At 62.2% G+C, this 17,001-nt stretch carries 15 protein-coding genes and 1 pseudogene; 6 read left to right on the forward strand and 10 right to left on the reverse strand.

Translation table 11 applies throughout. The features are described from left to right. Positions 1-95: 95 nt before the first annotated feature. From AOQ71_RS19720 to AOQ71_RS19740, 5 genes are read left to right on the forward strand one after another with little or no spacing between them, the layout of a single operon-like run. Positions 96-914, forward strand: a complete 819-nt coding sequence (locus AOQ71_RS19720; RefSeq protein ID WP_057749575.1) for an alpha/beta fold hydrolase — start codon at positions 96-98, stop codon at positions 912-914. A gap of 7 nt (positions 915-921) precedes the next feature. Next, positions 922-2,211 carry an acyl-CoA dehydrogenase family protein gene (locus AOQ71_RS19725; protein WP_057749578.1) on the forward strand — a complete coding sequence of 430 codons (1,290 nt, stop codon included), beginning with the start codon at positions 922-924 and terminating at the stop codon, positions 2,209-2,211. A 2-nt stretch (positions 2,212-2,213) separates the two neighbouring features. Then, positions 2,214-3,740, forward strand: coding sequence for a class I adenylate-forming enzyme family protein (locus AOQ71_RS19730; RefSeq protein ID WP_057749581.1), 1,527 nt, complete (start codon positions 2,214-2,216; stop codon positions 3,738-3,740). Then, the gene (locus AOQ71_RS19735) at positions 3,737-4,825 is read left to right on the forward strand and encodes an NAD/NADP-dependent octopine/nopaline dehydrogenase family protein (RefSeq protein ID WP_057749584.1); all 1,089 of its coding nucleotides are present in this window, start codon (positions 3,737-3,739) and stop codon (positions 4,823-4,825) included. The genes AOQ71_RS19730 and AOQ71_RS19735 overlap by 4 nt, the downstream gene beginning before the upstream one ends. A 3-nt stretch (positions 4,826-4,828) precedes the next feature. Further along, a complete protein-coding gene (locus tag AOQ71_RS19740) occupies positions 4,829-5,821 on the forward strand; it encodes a 3-hydroxybutyryl-CoA dehydrogenase (RefSeq protein WP_057749587.1) in 993 nt (330 codons plus the stop codon). On the opposite strand, the gene AOQ71_RS19745 is transcribed toward AOQ71_RS19740, so the two are convergent. The 6 genes from AOQ71_RS19745 to AOQ71_RS19770 all read right to left on the reverse strand — a co-directional run bounded on the left by AOQ71_RS19745 (position 5,818) and on the right by AOQ71_RS19770 (position 12,142). Then, positions 5,818-6,864, reverse strand: coding sequence for a 2,5-dihydroxypyridine 5,6-dioxygenase NicX family protein (locus AOQ71_RS19745; RefSeq protein ID WP_057749590.1), 1,047 nt, complete (start codon positions 6,862-6,864; stop codon positions 5,818-5,820). The genes AOQ71_RS19740 and AOQ71_RS19745 overlap by 4 nt on opposite strands. Before the next feature lie 37 nt (positions 6,865-6,901). Beyond that, on the reverse strand, positions 6,902-7,669 hold the full coding sequence (locus tag AOQ71_RS19750; protein ID WP_057749593.1) for an ABC transporter permease: 768 nt from the start codon (positions 7,667-7,669) through the stop codon (positions 6,902-6,904). Further along, complete coding sequence (locus tag AOQ71_RS19755; RefSeq protein ID WP_057749596.1) at positions 7,666-8,433, reverse strand: ABC transporter permease; 768 nt, start codon at positions 8,431-8,433, stop codon at positions 7,666-7,668. Before AOQ71_RS19755 ends, AOQ71_RS19750 begins: the two co-directional genes overlap by 4 nt. Before the next feature lie 14 nt (positions 8,434-8,447). Then, positions 8,448-9,293: an ABC transporter ATP-binding protein gene (locus tag AOQ71_RS19760; RefSeq protein ID WP_057749599.1), complete on the reverse strand. Its 846-nt coding sequence runs from the start codon at positions 9,291-9,293 to the stop codon at positions 8,448-8,450. 93 nt (positions 9,294-9,386) lie between these two features. Then, positions 9,387-11,081 carry a dihydroxy-acid dehydratase gene (ilvD, locus tag AOQ71_RS19765; protein WP_057749601.1) on the reverse strand — a complete coding sequence of 565 codons (1,695 nt, stop codon included), beginning with the start codon at positions 11,079-11,081 and terminating at the stop codon, positions 9,387-9,389. A gap of 77 nt (positions 11,082-11,158) precedes the next feature. After that, positions 11,159-12,142 (reverse strand): ABC transporter substrate-binding protein, encoded by a 984-nt coding sequence (locus tag AOQ71_RS19770; RefSeq protein ID WP_057749606.1) that lies wholly within the window; start codon positions 12,140-12,142, stop codon positions 11,159-11,161. Between the two features lie 178 nt (positions 12,143-12,320). Here AOQ71_RS19770 and AOQ71_RS19775 point away from each other — a divergent pair, with 178 nt between their 5' ends. Then, complete coding sequence (locus AOQ71_RS19775) at positions 12,321-13,229, forward strand: NAD(P)-dependent oxidoreductase (protein WP_057749609.1); 909 nt, start codon at positions 12,321-12,323, stop codon at positions 13,227-13,229. 30 nt (positions 13,230-13,259) lie between these two features. Here AOQ71_RS19775 and AOQ71_RS19780 read toward each other — a convergent pair whose 3' ends face one another. The 4 genes and pseudogenes from AOQ71_RS19780 to AOQ71_RS19795 all read right to left on the reverse strand — a co-directional run bounded on the left by AOQ71_RS19780 (position 13,260) and on the right by AOQ71_RS19795 (position 16,978). Next, complete coding sequence (locus AOQ71_RS19780) at positions 13,260-13,817, reverse strand: flavin reductase family protein (protein ID WP_057749612.1); 558 nt, start codon at positions 13,815-13,817, stop codon at positions 13,260-13,262. A 9-nt stretch (positions 13,818-13,826) separates the two neighbouring features. After that, positions 13,827-15,056 carry an acyl-CoA dehydrogenase family protein gene (locus AOQ71_RS19785; RefSeq protein WP_057749615.1) on the reverse strand — a complete coding sequence of 410 codons (1,230 nt, stop codon included), beginning with the start codon at positions 15,054-15,056 and terminating at the stop codon, positions 13,827-13,829. A 64-nt stretch (positions 15,057-15,120) separates the two neighbouring features. Continuing rightward, complete coding sequence (locus AOQ71_RS19790; protein WP_057749619.1) at positions 15,121-16,389, reverse strand: CaiB/BaiF CoA transferase family protein; 1,269 nt, start codon at positions 16,387-16,389, stop codon at positions 15,121-15,123. A 163-nt stretch (positions 16,390-16,552) separates the two neighbouring features. Next, positions 16,553-16,978, reverse strand: a pseudogene (locus AOQ71_RS19795) (GNAT family N-acetyltransferase). Positions 16,979-17,001 lie beyond the last annotated feature (23 nt).

Raw genomic sequence — 17,001 nt, forward strand, 5'->3', positions numbered from 1 at the left:
GAAGAGCGGCCCGAAAATTGCTTTAAGTATAAAATTATTGCTTCCCATCCGCGACAGGCCTGTTAGCATCGCCGGGTCAATCCAAAGGATGTCGCGTGTCGCAGCCTTCGCCAATGATAACAAAGGACGGACGCTTCGCCTACGAAGCCGCGGGGGATCCGCGCGCAACTCCCCTGATTTTCCTGCATGGCATCGGCGGTGCGGCGCGGACCTGGCGGCAGCAGCTTGCGACATTCGGTGATCGTTTTCGCGTGATCGCGTGGGACATGCCGGGCTATGGCGGGTCGGCGCCGCTCGCCAGCGTCAGTATCGCTGCCCTGGCCGAAGCGCTCCAGCAATTCATCGAGCAGCTCGGTGTGACAAAGCCCATTCTGGTCGGCCATTCGATCGGCGGTATGATCGTCCAGAAATGGCTGGTCCAAACGCCAAAACTTGCGCGCGCGGTGGTTCTGGCACAGACAAGCCCGGCCTTCGGCAAGGCCGACGGCGATTGGCAAAAGTCGTTCATCGCGGCGCGGCTGGGCCCGCTTGATCGCGGCGAGACAATGAAATCGCTGGCACCTTCGTTGGTGAAGGAGCTCGTCGGTGACGATCCTGATCCCAGGGGAATGGAGCTTGCGCGCGAGTGCATGGGAAGCGTGCCGGAGGCGAGCTATCGCGCCATGATGTTGGCGTTAGTCGGCTTCGATCAACGCAGCACGCTCAAAGATATATGCGTTCCGACGCTGTTGCTTTCCGGTTCCAAAGACAACAACGCACCGGCGCCGATGATGGCGAAGATGGCGAGCTATATTCCTTCGGCCGAATACATCGAACTTGCTGGCGTCGGACATCTCGCCAATCTGGAGCGGCCTGACGCCTTCGATAGAATCCTTAGGGGCTTCGTCGATTCCGTTGCCGCCAAACACGGATGATTGCACCATGACCATGCAGGTCAGCAAGACGATCGGCGCGACCGACAAGGTCGCACTGGATGCACCGATCTTCGATCCCGTGGCGTTCCGGCTGAGCGACGAGCAGGCGAGCATAATTACGCGAGCGCGTGAGATCGGCCAGAGCGTGTTCGCCGGTCGTGCCGCGGCCTACGATCGCGAGGCGATCTTTCCGACCGAGAACTATCGCGACCTGCATCGCGCCGGCCTGCTCGGCATCGCCGTGGCCAAAAAGCATGGCGGGCTGGGCGCCAATTATCAAACCTACGCGCTGGCCGCTGCGGAGATCGGCCGTTATTGTGGCGCAACCGCCCTCACCTGGAACATGCATGTCTGCTCCACGCTGTGGTCGGGGCCTTTGGCCGATGATCTCGACATGGATGCAGAGACCCGCGCGGAGCACGAGCGCCGACGGGCGGTCCACTACAAACGCATCGTCGAAGACGGCGCGATCTATTCGCAACCCTTCTCGGAAGGCGGCGCGGCCGCCGCCGGCGGCGTTGCATTCGGCACGGAAGCGAAGCCTGTCGAGGGTGGCTGGATCGTCAACGGCAAGAAGATATTTGCATCGCTGTCAGGCCATGCTGACTATTACGGCGTGCTCTGCACCGAGATTGCGGAAGGCGAGAAGGCCTCGCGCCGCAACACACTCTATCTAGCGATCGACGCGGCGTCGGACGGCGTCTCCGTCGTCGGCGATTGGGATCCGCTGGGCATGCGCGGCACGGTCTCGCGCACGCTGCTATTCAAGGATGTGTTCGTGCCGGAGGATGCTGCGCTGATGCCGCGCGGCGTCTATTTCCAGGCGGCGATGCGCTGGCCGCACATGTTCCTGACGCTCTCGCCGACCTATATGGGCCTGGCCCAAGCCGCCTATGATTTCACCGTGCGCTACTTGCGCGGCGAGGTGCCGGGCATGCCGGCGGTTAAGCGGCGAATGTATCCGACCAAGCAGATCGCGGTGGCGCAAATGCAGATCAAGCTGGAACAGATCAAGGCGATCTGGTTCCAGGCCGTCACGGAGGCGCGCGCCAATCCCAGTAAGGAGCAGGTGCTGCGCGCCTATGCAGCGCAATATTCGGTGATGGAAGGCGCCAATGAGCTCGCAGCGCTCGCGATCCGCACCTGCGGCGGTCAGGCCATGCTGCGCTCCTTGCCGCTGGAGCGGATCTATCGCGACAGCCGGTGCGGCTCGCTGATGCTGCCCTGGACGGCCGAGCTCTGCCTCGACCGGATCGGCCGCGAGGCGCTGTACGAGACTGGCGAGACGGACGATTAACGGTGGATCTCTGCAGTCTGATCAATCGCAATGCGGCGTTCGCGCCAGACAAGACCGCCATTGCCTTCGAGGGGCAGCGGCTGGACTACGCGACGCTCGCCCGTCGAATAGAACGAACCGCAACAGCCCTGAAGCAGGAATTCAGTGTCGGGCGCGGCGACCGCGTCGCGATCCTGAGCCTGAATCGGCCGGACTATCTGGTCCTGCTCTACGCCTGTGCTCGTCTAGGCGCGATGCTGGTGCCGCTGAACTGGCGGTTGGCAGTCGCCGAGCAGCTGTTCATCCTGACCGATTCTGGCGCCAAAGTGCTGGTGCTCGAGCAGGCATTTGAAGGCGTTCTTCCCGAGGTCGCGCCCGGAACAGCCGTCGTCGGCTTCGATTTTACGCCGCCCCGCGGCAGGAGCTACGAAAGCTTGCTGGCTGCCAGCAAGGGAAGCGCACGTAATCCGCACACCGATCTCTCCTGCCCGCTGCTGATCGTCTACACGTCGGGCACGACGGGACGGCCGAAAGGCGCGGTGCTGCGTCAGGAGGCGCTGTTCTGGAACGGCGTCATGAGCCAGCACATGCACAACATGACATCGGACGATCATGTGCTGACGGTGCTGCCCTTCTTTCACGTCGGCGGCCTCAACATCCAGACGACGGCAGCGCTCCAGCTTGGTGCGACCGTTACGATCCACGCGCGCTTCACACCGGATACGGCGCTTGCGGCCATTGAACGGGAGCGGCCGACCCTGACGGTCATGGTGCCCACGATCCTCCAAGCCGTTAGTGAGCATCCCGCCTGGGCCACCACCGATCTCTCGTCGCTCAAAACCGTTGCCACCGGGTCGACCATCGTCCCGCCGCACCTGATCGAGCGCTTCGTCGCACGCGGTGTGCCGGTGCTGCAGGTTTACGGCTCGACGGAAACCTCTCCCATCGCAATCTATACGCGCCTCGGCGGCGACCTGTCTCGGACGGGATCGACCGGACTAGCTGGCCTGTGCTGCGAAGCGAAGGTGATCGATCAGGCCGGCAATGAGACGCCGGCCGGCACGCCCGGAGAGATTGCAGTACGCGGCCCCAACGTGTTCTTCGAATATTGGGGCAATGCCGAGGCCACGCGCGAGGCGCTGCGCGACGGCTGGTATCGCACCGGTGATGTCGGCCTGTGCGACGCCGACGGCTATTTCTGGGTCCGCGACCGCAAGAAGAACATGATCATTTCCGGCGGCGAGAACATCTATCCAGCCGAAGTCGAGCGCGTCCTGCTGGAACACCCCGATGTCAGCGAATGCGCCGTGATCGGCCGGCCGGACCCACGCTGGGACGAGGTGCCCATCGCTTATGTCATCCGACGATCCGGCTGCCGTCTCGAAGCAGACGAGCTGAAAGCGCACGTTCAGACACAGCTTGCCCGCTACAAGGTTCCCCGCGACATCATTTTCGTTGCCGATTTGCCGCGTACGGCGCTCGGCAAGGTTCAGCATTTTCTGCTGAAACAGCTTGATGCGCAGTCGCGCGCGCAAGGAGAAGCATCTTGAAGATCGCAGTTCTGGGTGGGGGAAACGGCTCTTTCGCGGCCGCGGGCGATTTTGCTCTGTCGGGGCATCAGGTCCGGCTCTGGCGTCGCGACGCAGCGCAGGTCGACGCACACCGTGCCGCGGGATCTCGCATCCTGGTGAAGGATCACAATGGCCGCCACGACGTGAAGTTGGCGCTGGTGACTACCGACATCGCCGAAGCCGTCAATAGCGTCGATCTGATCCTGTGTCCCGCCCCCGCATTCGCTCAGCCGGATATCGCCCGGCTCCTTGCGCCGCATCTGCGTGACGGCCAGGTGGTGTTCCTGCCACCCGGGACATTCGGCTCGATGATCTTCGCGCAAGCCGCACAGGAGGCTGGCAATCGCGCCAAAGCGAGCTTCGCCGAAACCGGCACACTGCCCTGGCTCACCCGCAAGCACGGACCATTCGAAGTCGCGATCACCATTCGCGCCAAGCGGCTGCCGGTCGGCGTATTCCCTCTCGATCGGGCCCCGCATGCGCTTGAGATCATCGGCCGCGCCTTCCCTGACGTGATCGAGCCATGCGGTGATGCGCTCTCCGGCGCGCTGATGAATGCGGGCTGCATCATTCATCCACCTTTGATTGTCATGAACGCGGGCCCGATCGAGCATTTCGAGCGTTGGGACATCCACAAGGAGGGCACCCAAGCCGCGATCCGGCGCGTGACTGACGCGCTCGACGCCGAGCGGATTGCCGTGCGCGAGGCGCTAGGATATCGCGCCCCGCATTTTCCCCTCGCTCATCACTACGCGCGGGAAGGCGAGATCTGGATGTATGGCCGCGGCTCGCATGACCGGCTGACTGATTCCGGCGACTGGCGCGAGCAGATCGTGCTGACCGATCACCGCTACATGCGCGAGGATTTGCGGCTGGGGCTCTCGCTGCTGGTGTCCGTCGCGGGGGTTGCGGCGGTCGCCACGCCGCTTGCCAAGGCATTCCTGGCTATCGGCGGCGCCATCTGCGGCGAGGATTTTACGCAAGGCGGCCGAACATTGCAGACCTTGGGGCTTGGCAAGCTGCACAGAAGTGAATTGCAGACGCTGCTTCGTGAAGGATTCTAGCCGATGAGCAGCCGCGCCAAGATTGCCTGTCTGGGAGCCGGTCGCATGGGACGCGGTATTGCCGTCGCGTTTGCCTATGCGGGCCACACGGTCACGATGATCGACATCAAGGCCCGCTCGGCAGAGGAGTTTGCCAGGCTGGAAGCTGACGCACTCGACGAGATCAGAAAGACGTTTGCCAGCCTGTCCAAGCTGGGACTGCTGACCGAGGCGGACGTTGATCCGCTGATCGCGCGGGTCTCGGTGGTACCGGCCAGCCGGAGCGGCCCTGCCCTTTCCGAGGCGGGAATCATTTTCGAAGGGGTTCCTGAGATCGTCGAGCTCAAGCGCGAAGTGCTGGGGGCGGCTTCAAAGCAGGTCGGCCCGGACACAATCATCGCATCGACGACGTCAACCATCCTCGTCGACGAACTGTCGGATGCCATCGTGAATCCACGCCGCTTCCTCAACGTGCACTGGCTAAATCCAGCCTATCTGATCCCGCTGGTAGAGGTATCGCCCGGCAAGACCACCGATCCCGCTATTGTAGACGAGGTCAAAACCTTGCTCGAAGGCATCGGCAAGGTGCCGGTGGTCTGTGCGGCGACGCCCGGCTTCATCGTTCCGCGCATCCAGGCGCTGGCCATGAACGAAGCCGCCCGAATGGTCGAGGAAGGCGTCGCGAGCGCCGAAGAAATCGACAAGGCGATCCGCTATGGTTTCGGCTTTCGCTATGCCGTGCTCGGGTTGCTCGAGTTCATCGACTGGGGCGGTGGCGATATTCTGTACTACGCCAGTCGATATCTCGAAGGCGCGCTCGGCAGCGACCGCTATCGCGCGCCAGAGGTCATTTCGCGCAACATGCGTGAAGGCCGGATCGGCCTGCGCACCGGTGCAGGCTTCCTCGATTATTCAGGGATGGACGTAGACGCATATCGCGCAAAACGGCTCCAGGCCATGGTCGACCTGCTCCGGCATTTCGACCTGGCTCGTCCGCCTGTGCTCGACCGCAACTAGCCGAAGACGTCCTGAAGGACACCCTCCAGAACGACCGCGACGCCATCGAGCTCGATGGTCGTTCCCATCATCGGCAAGTCGAAATGGCCTGCAGTGTAACGTCCGGCGAATTCGTTCGCGCCGGTCGAGAACAGGAAGTTGCCCGAGACGGCGCGGATCTCCGTGCCATTGGTGTCACGCTGGTCGTACATCGAGAGGGCCTCGTAGCGCGCAGCCGGATTCATGCCGAAGCCGACATGCGACACGGCATAGGCCTCCCGATCCCCCCAGGCGGCGAGATAGGCGCGCATCAGCGCGGCATCGGTGCCCTCGCCCTCCAGCTCGACGACGTAATCGTCCTTCAAGGTCATTTTGACCGGCGACGTCAAATAGCGCTTGAAGGTGAGGTTGATATCGCCGGGCGCCATGACCAGCGTGCCGTTGATCGTCCCGCTCTTCGGAAAGCTCACAACGATGCCGCCTGGCCAATGCGCCAGCGTACCCGGCTTGTCCGTCCACCCCCAGACGCCGACCGTGGAAGCGCCCACCATGTCCACATCGAGCGCCGTGCCGGCTTTAGAGGTGACCCGCATTCGCTTAGTTCCCCGCAGCATCTTTGCGGCCGCACGAACGCGCTTCTCGAGCGCGGGGTCCGGCACCATCCGCTCCAGCGCCTCGGGATGCTCGTTGGAGATCACCAGGATGCGCGCGCCGGCCTTCAGGATTTCCGGTGTTTCCACCGCGTGCATGAGGCCCTCTATTGTGCAGTCCACCACGAAGCCAGCCTGCTGGAGCGCGCTGATGACAGGACCCAACCGCTGGATCGCCTCGCTCGCCCCCGTCGAGCGAACCGGAACGACATTTCGATTGCGCGGCGTCGGCATCACGACATGAAAAGGCCGCGCGCCCATCCGCAACAGCGCCAGCTCCGCCAAATGCACGTTCAATGCCCGCGACTGAGTTTCCGAGAGGATCGCCGCGGTGTCGCCGGACTTGACGGCGCAACGCTCAAAGATCTCGCAAAATGCGTCGATCCATTTTGCCTCGATGCGATCAGCCAGCATGGTTCACTCCCGGTCTTCTGGTTTCTTTTTCGTCAGGTCACGCTTCGGGGAAGCCTCGCAAGAGATACGACCGTACCGCACCCAACAACGCGTTGAGGATCAACCCAAGCAATGAGATGGTGATCAGCGGCACGAACATGTCAACGGCCTGAAATGTTCGCGCTGCCGTGACAAGCGCATGGCCAAGCCCGTCCGTCGACGTGATCATCTCGGCCAGAAACACCACGATGCAGGAAATGACAAGGCCTATCCGGCATCCAGTCAGGATCGCCGGCATCGCCGCCGGCAAAACGACTTTGAACAGGATCTCATAGCGCGGCGTTCCTGCCGCCATGGCCGACCAGATAAGCTTTTGCTCCACCGTCGACGCCCCGTAATAGGTGGAAAGCAAGATCGGAAAGAGGGCGTCCGCAGTCACCAGCGTGATCTTCGATCCGTGACCGAAGCCAAGCAACAGTAGTAGCGCTGGATAGAGCGCGACCTTCGGCAATGGCGCAAGCACCCGCACGATCGGCCGAACCAAGGCGTTCATCGCGGGACTGGCAGCAGCTGCAATCCCAATGCTGACGCCGAGCACGACTGCAATAGCAAATCCGGCGAACAACCGGACCACGGTCGCCGCGATTTCCTGCTGAAAAGTCCAGGTCTCAAGCTGCTGGACCAGTCGGCCGAAGACCAAACCTGGCGGCGGCAGCAACACGGCGGGCGCGACGCCGAACGACACCAAACCTTGCCAGAGCGCGATCACGAGCACGATTGGTGCGACCCCCAAGAGGATGTTCGTTGAGAGGAAACGCGACATCATGAGAAGCTCAGCGGCAAGTCGAACTGAGGCTCGGACCAGCGCACAAGCCTTGCGCGGACGCGCTCGAAGACCGCATCAAGGCAGATGCCCATCGCGCCGACGATGATGATCATCGCATAGACCGTGTCGTATTGGCCCATATCGAGCGCGTTGAACAGGATATTGCCGGCGCCCGATTGGCGCGCGATCATCTCGCTGGTAATCATGGTAATCAGCGCAAGCACCAGGCCAGTGCGGCATCCAGTCAGAATCTCAGGCAGCGCTGCGGGCAGCACAATCCGGACCAAGCGCTGCAACGGCGAAAGTCCCATCGCCGCACCCGACCACAGCATCTTCTCTTCCACGGCCTTCGCCCCCTCAAAGCTGTGATAGATCACCGGCAGGCTGACGCCGAGAAAGATCACCAGGGTTTTGGTGATGTCACCGACACCGAGCCACAGCATGATGATCGGCATCAAGGCCGCTTTCGGCACCGGATAGATTACCATCAGCAGTGGATTAAAAAAGGCTGCGACGGCCCGGCTACGGCCCATCAACAGGCCTAGGGGCATCGAGACCAGTACCGCGATGCTGAACCCGATCGCCATGCGACGGAGCGAGGCCAGGATATTGATCAGGGATTCCCTGTCGCCGAGGATATCCGGGATTGCGCGGATCGCCTCGATCGCCGTTGGAAAGCTGTCGCTCTTCAGCACAAGCGAGGCAACCTGCCACACTGCCAGCAATCCGATGCAGGCCAGGGCCGGCGCAGCACGTTTGGCCATGGTAGTCGAGGAGATCACGAGGGCGAGCCGGCTTCGTCGCTTTCGTCGAACATGCGTTCGATGTCAACGACGTATTTCTGATAGCGCGGATCGAGCAACAGCTCGTTGCGGCGCCGCGGTCGTGGCAGGTCGATATCGATGACTTGCCGGATGCGGCCGGGAGACTTCGACATCATCACGACCTTATCCGAGAGAAAGACGGCTTCATCGACCGAGTGGGTGACAAACAGCACCGTCTTGCGGTCGCGCTCCCAGATATTGAGGAGATCATTCTGCAGGCGCGTACGCGTATGCGCATCAAGTGCACCGAACGGCTCGTCCATCAACAGGACTTCCGGATGATAGGCCAGCGTCCGGGCCAGCGCGACGCGCTGCTTCATACCGCCCGACAGCTCCTTCGGGTAAAAGTTCTCATAGCCCTTGAGGCCGACCATTTCGATCAGCGCGCGGCTCTGCGCTTCGGCTTCGTTGGTTCGCACGCCCTGCTGGCGCGGCCCATACATCACGTTGCCGAGAACGGTCTTCCACGGAAACAGCGCGAACTCCTGGAAGACCGGTCCACGATCCGGACCCGGGCCCGTGATTGCCTGTCCTTTCATCTTCGCCGCGCCGCTACTTGGGTTGACGAAACCACCGACGATGTAAAGCAGCGTCGACTTGCCACAGCCGGAGGGACCAAGGATGGAGACGAATGCACCTTCGTCAATCGTCAGGGAGATGTCCGATAGCGCCAAATGATCCTTGCGCGCCGAGGTCTGGAAAACCTGGGAGACGCGTTCGATCTCGATGATCGCACAAGCCGGTTGCTGTAACGTCACCGGTCTCACCCATTCGCTCAATCTTGAAGGCACTACCTTCATCCCGCCTCTCGCCTCACTCACGCGCGAACGTCACGCAGCCGATCTGCCGGATGGCCTTCACCAGCGGAACGAGCTTAGCAAGAAACTTGCCACTCAGTCGAACCACGGCCACTCCACCGGGCCCTCATGCGTGACTGCTCCGTCCGGGGCCTGACCGACCAGACGCGCATATTTTGCGAGCGCACCCGCGCGATGACGCGGCGGAGGTTGCTTCCAATCGCGTCGGCGTGCAGCGAGTTCCTGCTCATCGACTAGCAGGTCCATGCGGCGGCCAGCGGCATCAATCCGGATCTTGTCGCCGTCGCGGACCAGCGCCAGCGGGCCACCAACAAACGCTTCCGGCGAGACATACCCGATGCACATGCCGCGCGTGGCACCGGAAAACCGCCCATCCGTGATCAGGGCGACCTTCTCGCCCATGCCCTGGCCGTAGATCAGCGCAGTGACGCCGAGCATCTCACGCATGCCGGGACCGCCGACCGGCCCCTCGTTGCGGATCACCAGGACCTCGCCGGCCGTGTAACTGCGGTCGCGAACCGCTTCGACACAAGCTTCCTCATCCTCGAAGACACGCGCCGCGCCCTCGAAGAGCTGGCTCTTCAGACCTGCAACCTTGATGACGGCGCCATCGGGACAGAGATTGCCCTTGAGCACCGCAACGCCGCCGTCAGACATGATCGGCGCGCGGGCCGCGTAAACGACCTCCCCGTCGGGCGCATTGGCCGCGCCATTTTCTTCCGCGAGCCTACGTCCCGTGATCGTCAGGCAGCTGCCATCAATATGCCCGCTCTGGATCAATTCGCGGATTATCACGGCTGCACCACCGACGTCGTAAACATCCTTGGCGGTATGTTTGCCCCCTGGCCGCAAGTTTCCGATCAGGGGCGTCCTGGCAAAGACCTCGCCAACATCATCGATCGTGAAACGAATACCTGCCTCGTTCGCAATCGCCGGCAGATGCAGAGCGGCATTGGTCGATCCACCCGTCGCGGCGACGATCGCCGCGCCGTTCTCCAACGATTTCCGCGTCACGATGTCGCGCGGCAGCGGTCCACCCCGCTCCAGCATTTCCATGATCAGCCGCCCGGCGCGACGCGAGATCTGCGCCCGCTCGGCATAGACGCCGGGCACCATCGAAACGTTGGGGATAGTCAAGCCCATCGCCTCCGACACCATCCCCATGGTGTTCGCAGTAAACTGGCCAGCGCAGGCACCAATGGTCGGCAGGCACGCGCGCTCGATCCGTTCGAGCGTCGCGGCGTCGATCTCTCCAGTCATAAAGCTGCCGACGGCTTCGTAGGAGTCGAGCACCGTCAGCGTCCGCCCGTCCACGCGGCCCGGCAACGAGCTGCCGCCATAAATGAAGATGGAAGGCACATTGCAACGAACCATGCCCATCATCACGCCCGGAAGCGTCTTGTCGCATCCGCCATACCCGATCAGTGCATCATAGGCGAGACCGTGGACGACAGCCTCAATCGAGTCGGCGATCAGCTCGCGCGAAAACAAGGAGAACTTCATCCCCTCGTGATTCATGCTGATCCCGTCGGACACCGAGATGGTTGAGAATTCACGCGGCGTGCCGCCAGCCTCCTCGATCCCGGTCTTGGCGGCAGCCACTTGAAAGTCGTGGGTCATGTTGCAGGGCGTCTGCTCGCCCTTCATGCTGACAATGCCCACCATTGGCTTGGCGATGGCGGCATCATCCAGACCCATCGCGCGCATGAAGGCGCGATGCGGAGCGCGGTCGAGCCCGTCAGTGGTGATCCGTGATCGCAACTTCTTCATGCTTGCACTGTCTCGATGCACTGTCCCACACATGGCGGGACATTGCGACTTCGCTGATCCTGCAAACGACCTCTGGCCTATTGCAGCGGCGCGACGATGGTCGCGTGCTTGAACTGCGCGACATCCAGTTTTGGCAGCATTCCTGTGTCCGCATAAATGTCCAGCATCTTCTGAATTGCGGGGAAATTTGGCGCAGCGCCGGGATCGCGACCAAAATCATTGTCCTTGAGCAGGTAGGTCTCGAGCACCGGAATGGGCGCTTTCAGGACTTCATTGACGACCTTCAAGGTTTCTTCACGGTTCGCCAGTGCCTTCTTCATGCCTGAAGTGATATCGCGAACATAGGCCTTCACCAGGTCCGGATTCTTGTCGACGAAATCGGCGCGGCAGGCTTCCAAGATGTGCACGATGTTCGGCATGGCCTGCGACAGCGAGAACAGCTTTCTTGTGCCGCCCTTTGCCTCCGCACGTGCCGCAAACGGCTGGTTCATGTTGACCGCATCGACCCGGCCCTGGCGCAGCGCATCCTCGGAGACGGCAAAACCGACCTCGACCAGCTTGATGTCCTTGGCAGGATCAACCCCGTTCTGCTTCAAAAGCAGGTTGAACGGGCCTTGCGTGCCGCCGCCGATCACGGAAATGCCGACGGTCTTGCCCTTAAGGTCCGCAATCGTCTTGATCGGCGAGTCATCCATCACCGCCCAGTAGACCGAGAAGCCACCGGGCTTCTCGAAGACGTGCTGGGCCACGATGTAGGCCTTGAGGTTGCCGCCGACCACACCGTTGGCCAGCGACAGTGGCGCCTGCGTCGCACAATCGAGAGCGCCGGCCGCCAAAGCCTGCGTCATCGGTGCGGTGCCCTGAAACTGGGTCCACTCGATGTTGTAGGTCTTGCCGATATCCGGGAATTCGGCCGGTCTTCGCATCATCCAGTATTTGGATTCCTCGGCCGGGATGGTCCAGCCCACGCGGATCGTCTGCTGCGCCCATGAGGGGCTCGCGCCCGCGATCATGGCCGCCACAGTTCCTGCCGCCAGCATCCACCTCGAAACTGCCCGCATCGTGCCCACTCCGTTGCTCCGGCGCCGATGAGCGCCACCCAACCCGACCGATTCAAATGTTTCATGGTTCAAACAATCAGGCAAGCCATGCAAGCCGCCCCGGTTTCGCTGCGGAATGCGTCATGTATGGTTCGGCCAGGGTCGTGCGCCGCTGCGCTGCGGCAAGAGGAAGCAACCTATGGCTGATGCGAGCAAGACAAACCCGCAACGCGTCGAAAGGCTCGGCTATCTGGGCCTGGGACTGATGGGAACGCCAATGACCCGTCGGCTGCTCAAAGCCGGCTTTCACGTCAGCGTCTGGAACCGTTCGGAGGGCAAGGTAGCACCGCTTGTCGAGGCTGGCGCCAATCGCGCGAGCACGCCGTGTGAACTATTGGCGAACTCCGACATCCTCTTCATGTGCGTGACGGATGCCGCTGCTGTCGAAGAGATAATCTTCGGGCCGGAGGGCCTTGCCGGGGCTCCCGGCGCAGGCAAGCTCGTGGTCGATTTCTCGTCGATCCATCCTGACGCCGCTCGCGATCTTGCGGCGCGGTTGAAAGCTGCGAACGGCTCAAGCTGGATCGATGCGCCTGTGTCCGGCGGCACCAAGGGCGCCGAAGAGGGCACGCTTGCCATCATGGCGGGAGGAGAGGCTGAAGACATCGAGCGGGCAAGGCCCTATGTGCTGACCATGGCGCGCAGATTTACCCACATGGGTCCGACCGGCGCCGGCCAGACCACGAAACTCTGCAACCAGGTGATCGTCGGATGCGCGATGGCCGTGCTTGCGGAGGCAACGCGCCTTGCCTCGAACGCCGGGATTGACGCGAGCAGGCTTCCCGAAGCACTCGCGGGCGGCTTTGCGGATTCGATCCCGCTTCAACTCTTTGTGCCGCGCATGGTCCGGGGCATTCACTCGCCACCGCTCGGGCACATCGCGACGATGCTCAAGGACCTCGATACGGTCGCCGATGTCGCGCAGGCGACGTCGACGCCGGTGCCGATGGCGACGCTTGCCGGGCAGATCTTCAGGCTGGCCAAAGCGGCACGCGGTGCAGACGCGGACGCGCTCGAAATTTACAAGCTTTCGGCCATGGAACGTTGAACTAATCCGCGTCCCTGAATCGCACTACGGCTACTTCTTGTGCGCGTCATCGGCCAAGAATCGGCCGTAAGTCCCCCGCACGAACAGCAGAGGCTCTCGTGCGTTGTAAGCATAGGCCTCGACGGCACCGAGAAAGATCACGTGATCGCCGCCATAATAGCGGTTGACGGATCGGCACTGAAAACTCGCCACACTCTCGGCCAGCACGGGCGCATTGCCGAGACCCGGTGTCCAGTTCACGCCCGCGAACTTGTCTTCGGACGACTTGGCAAACTTGTTTGCGAGCGCTTGCTGCGAGATGCCCAGCACATGCACCGTGAAATGGCTGGCGTTCTGAAACACGGTCAGGCTCGACGAATAAACGCCGAGGCTCCAGAGGACCAAGGGGGGATTCAAGGAAACCGACGCGAACGAATTACAGGTGATGCCATACGGCTTTCCATCGGCAGCCGTTGCTGTGATGATCGTGACGCCCGTCCCGTAGGTGCCGAGCGCGTTGCGGAAATCACGCGGGTCGATCGGCGAGTTGTCGCTTGCGAACTCGTTGGCGGGATCGGCGGCGGCCGGATGCTTTGGCTGGTCATTCATCGGCCGGCCTCACAAGGTGAGATTCTCGGACGGCAGACCGAGCGCCACGCGTCCATAATTGGTTCCGGCCGCATCGAAATTGAATGCGAGGTGCGAATTGATCGCGTGAGCATCGCGGAATTGCCGCTGTAGCACGCCCGTCGTGAACAGGCCGCGCGCCCCGCTCGCTGCGAACAACATCGAGACTGCATCAGTACATAGATTGACCGAGAACGCACCGTCGCGTCGATATCTGGTCTTGGTGACCATATCGGGCGTGCGGTTGCGCCGTGCGTTCTCCATCGCCTCGATGCAGGCCGAGCGCATGATGAGGCGCGCGGCATCGATCTTGGCCGAAGCTTCCGCGATCTTGATTTGCGTGCTCTGGAAGTCGCTCAGCTTGGCGCGGTTGTACGTCGATATGCGGTGACGCGCGACCTCCGCATAATCGTCCAGGCACGCCTGTGCATTGCCGAGCGCGACGCCCGAGAGAACATAGGGAAACAGCGAGAAGACCGGAAGCGCGTATAGCGGATTGGGGTTCACCCTGCTGCCGGGCGTCGCGCCGCCCGCGAGATCACCCACCGCGACCGTCATATGATCGGGCACAAAGGCATCCCTGACCTCGACATCCGACGACCCTGTGCCGCGCAGTCCGGCTACATTCCAGGTATCGAGGATCTTGTAGTCAGCCCTGGGTAATAGAAAGATGCGGTATTCGATCCCGTCAGCCTCGTCGTCGGACGAAACGACGCTCGCAAGCATGTTCCATGCGCAGGAGCCGACGCCCGACGAAAACGGCCAGCTTCCGCGCAGCCGGTATCCGCCTTCGACCTTCCTGGCACGGCCGGCAGGGAAGATGAACGATGACGCGATCAGCACGTCCGGATCTCGGCCCCAGACCAGATCCTGCGCACGCTGCTCGAACATGCCGAGCATCCAGTGGTGACTCGCCAGATTAGCCAGATTCCAGGCGACCGATGCGTCGGCCTGCCCCAGCAACTCGGCACAATCGATCAGGGCAACATAATCGAGCTCGGCGCCGCCGATACGCTTCGGCTGAAGCATCCGGAACAGGCCGGCTTCATGCAGGTCGCGCTCGGTCTCCGGCGGCAGGTGCCGCAGCTCCTCGGTTCGAACCGCACGTTCCCGCAATTGCGGCACGAGCGCCCGCGCCTTGGCAATCATCGCCGCATAGGCTCGTTCGCCGGAGTCTGTCGCCACCGACTGACCCATGTTCGGCTCCTGACCAGGCACCATTCGCGTCCCTCGCTCTCATGCATTTATGAGGCTGGAACCCTGCCAAATCAAGCTGTTGCTGCCCTCAGTCCGATGTCGCGGTCTTACGCAGCCCGAATGCGCCTTTTTCGGCCAATGCCGCAATCCGCTTCGCGTCGTAACCAAGCGTCTCGCGCATGACGCCCTCGGTGTGCTCGCCCAGCAGCGGCGCCGCCACAGGATCAACTGCCGGCGTCAAGCTCATGCTGATGGGCGGCTCGATATTCGGCACCCACTGCGCGGTACGATGAGGGATCCGGCTCAGGCGCGCGCGTTCGCGCGCTTCGGGCGCATTGAACCCTTCCTCGACCGTTCGGAGATAGCCGACCGGAATATTGGCCAGCTTCATCTTCGCCATCCAGTTCTCGAGCGTGTCGCCTGCGAACACCTCGGCGATGGTCGCACGCAGGAGCTCCTTGTTCTCAGACCTTGCTTTGCGGGTCGCAAACTGCGGCGCGTTAATGAGATCCGGGCGGTTCAGCACCTCGACCACCAGCCGTCGATACAGCCGATCGTTGGCGCACGCCATGTAGAGCGGACCATCGGATGCCTCGTAGACACCAACAGTGGGAGACCCGGCCGGCGAATTGCCGAACCGCCCAGGATTCTCGCCGTTGATCAGATAGGCCATCCCATAGAAGCCCGTCATCCCCATGGCGACGTCGAACAGCGCGACCTCGACATGCTGCCCACGGCCGAGCCGGTCCCGCGCCAACAGCGCCAGCAGAATGGCATTGCAGGCTGACATCCCCGTCGCCATGTCGACAATCGGCGGCCCGGTACGAACCGCCGGGCCATCCGCGAACCCGTTGAGCGACATGAAGCCGCTCTCGGCTTGCGTGATAGGGTCAAAACCCGGGCGTGAGGCAAATGGTCCGGTGCGCCCGTAAGCGGAGATCGAGCAATAGACCAGCCGCGGGTTAAGCGGCGCGACAGCCTCGTAGTCGAGACCGAACTTCTTCATGACACCGCTGGAAAAATTCTCCACAACGACATCCGCTTTGCGGATCAGATCCAGCGCTATCTCGCGCGCCTCCGCCACGGCGAGATCGAGCACGATACCGGCCTTGTTGCGGTTCAGGCTGAGGTAGGCTGCGCTTTCGCCGCCGACCTCGGCATGCTCATAGGCGCGCGTGTCGTCGCCGCCATCGGGGTTCTCGATCTTGATGACGCGCGCCCCAAAATCGGCCAGTGTCTGTGTGCAGGCGGGGCCGGCAACCACGCGCGTGAAATCGACAACCAGCAGGCCATCAAGCGCGGTTGGTCCTCCCGCCCCCCGCGGCGGACGTTCCGGCAATTGAGGCTTGGTGGACATCCCGGGGCTCCCTTACATCGGCTTATGCTCGCCGATTTTCTGCACGCGAATTTAAAGCCCGGGAGAACCAACTCCGCAAGTGCTCCAGCCGCAAGGCTTCAATTCGTAAGAGGAACCCGGCAGAAGTAAAGCTCGAAATGAGGCGTTCCGCATCACGGGACATTCAGCGGAGCGACCTTCGCCAGTAGAGCGTATGCGACCAGGCCCAGCGAACTTCGGGTTCGAAAAGCCGATAACCCGCCTTATAAAGTTATTCGCCGAGATCAGATTGTCCGTTGTATCGGAGACGATGGCGTTCCATCCGACACGCCGCCGGTGCGCTTCGGCAGCGCGCATCAACCTGAGCTGAAGCCCTCTGCCCCAATGCCGCGGCAAGACACCGACCCTGGAGAAGTAGCCGAAATTGCGCGAAGGTGGACGGCACGATGACTGCGAAGGCGACCGCATCGTCGCCTCGATAAGCGAGCCACCACGCTCCGAGATCGAACTCCGGCATCGCCGCTGTGTCGAAGAACGTCAGCCCATGCAATTCAGTCAGGGTGTCGGCAACGTCATCATCGGACGCGTCGAACATACGAATTCGGTACATGGCAAGACTCATCGAATGGGATC

The organism is Bradyrhizobium manausense (assembly GCF_001440035.1).
GTDB lineage: Bacteria > Pseudomonadota > Alphaproteobacteria > Rhizobiales > Xanthobacteraceae > Bradyrhizobium > Bradyrhizobium manausense.

Excerpts from the sequence above, each read along its gene's own strand:
- AOQ71_RS19750 (WP_057749593.1), bottom strand. The coding sequence starts at position 7,669 with ATGATGTCGCGTTTCCTCTCAACGAACATCCTCTTGGGGGTCGCACCA.
- AOQ71_RS19755 (WP_057749596.1), bottom strand. The coding sequence starts at position 8,433 with ATGGCCAAACGTGCTGCGCCGGCCCTGGCCTGCATCGGATTGCTGGCA.
- AOQ71_RS19780 (WP_057749612.1), bottom strand. The coding sequence starts at position 13,817 with ATGAATGACCAGCCAAAGCATCCGGCCGCCGCCGATCCCGCCAACGAG.
- AOQ71_RS19745 (WP_057749590.1), bottom strand. The coding sequence starts at position 6,864 with ATGCTGGCTGATCGCATCGAGGCAAAATGGATCGACGCATTTTGCGAG.
- AOQ71_RS19790 (WP_057749619.1), bottom strand. The coding sequence starts at position 16,389 with ATGTCCACCAAGCCTCAATTGCCGGAACGTCCGCCGCGGGGGGCGGGA.
- AOQ71_RS19770 (WP_057749606.1), bottom strand. The coding sequence starts at position 12,142 with ATGCGGGCAGTTTCGAGGTGGATGCTGGCGGCAGGAACTGTGGCGGCC.
- AOQ71_RS19785 (WP_057749615.1), bottom strand. The coding sequence starts at position 15,056 with ATGGTGCCTGGTCAGGAGCCGAACATGGGTCAGTCGGTGGCGACAGAC.
- AOQ71_RS19760 (WP_057749599.1), bottom strand. The coding sequence starts at position 9,293 with ATGAAGGTAGTGCCTTCAAGATTGAGCGAATGGGTGAGACCGGTGACG.
- AOQ71_RS19775 (WP_057749609.1), top strand. The coding sequence starts at position 12,321 with ATGGCTGATGCGAGCAAGACAAACCCGCAACGCGTCGAAAGGCTCGGC.
- AOQ71_RS19725 (WP_057749578.1), top strand. The coding sequence starts at position 922 with ATGACCATGCAGGTCAGCAAGACGATCGGCGCGACCGACAAGGTCGCA.
- AOQ71_RS19740 (WP_057749587.1), top strand. The coding sequence starts at position 4,829 with ATGAGCAGCCGCGCCAAGATTGCCTGTCTGGGAGCCGGTCGCATGGGA.
- ilvD (WP_057749601.1), bottom strand. The coding sequence starts at position 11,081 with ATGAAGAAGTTGCGATCACGGATCACCACTGACGGGCTCGACCGCGCT.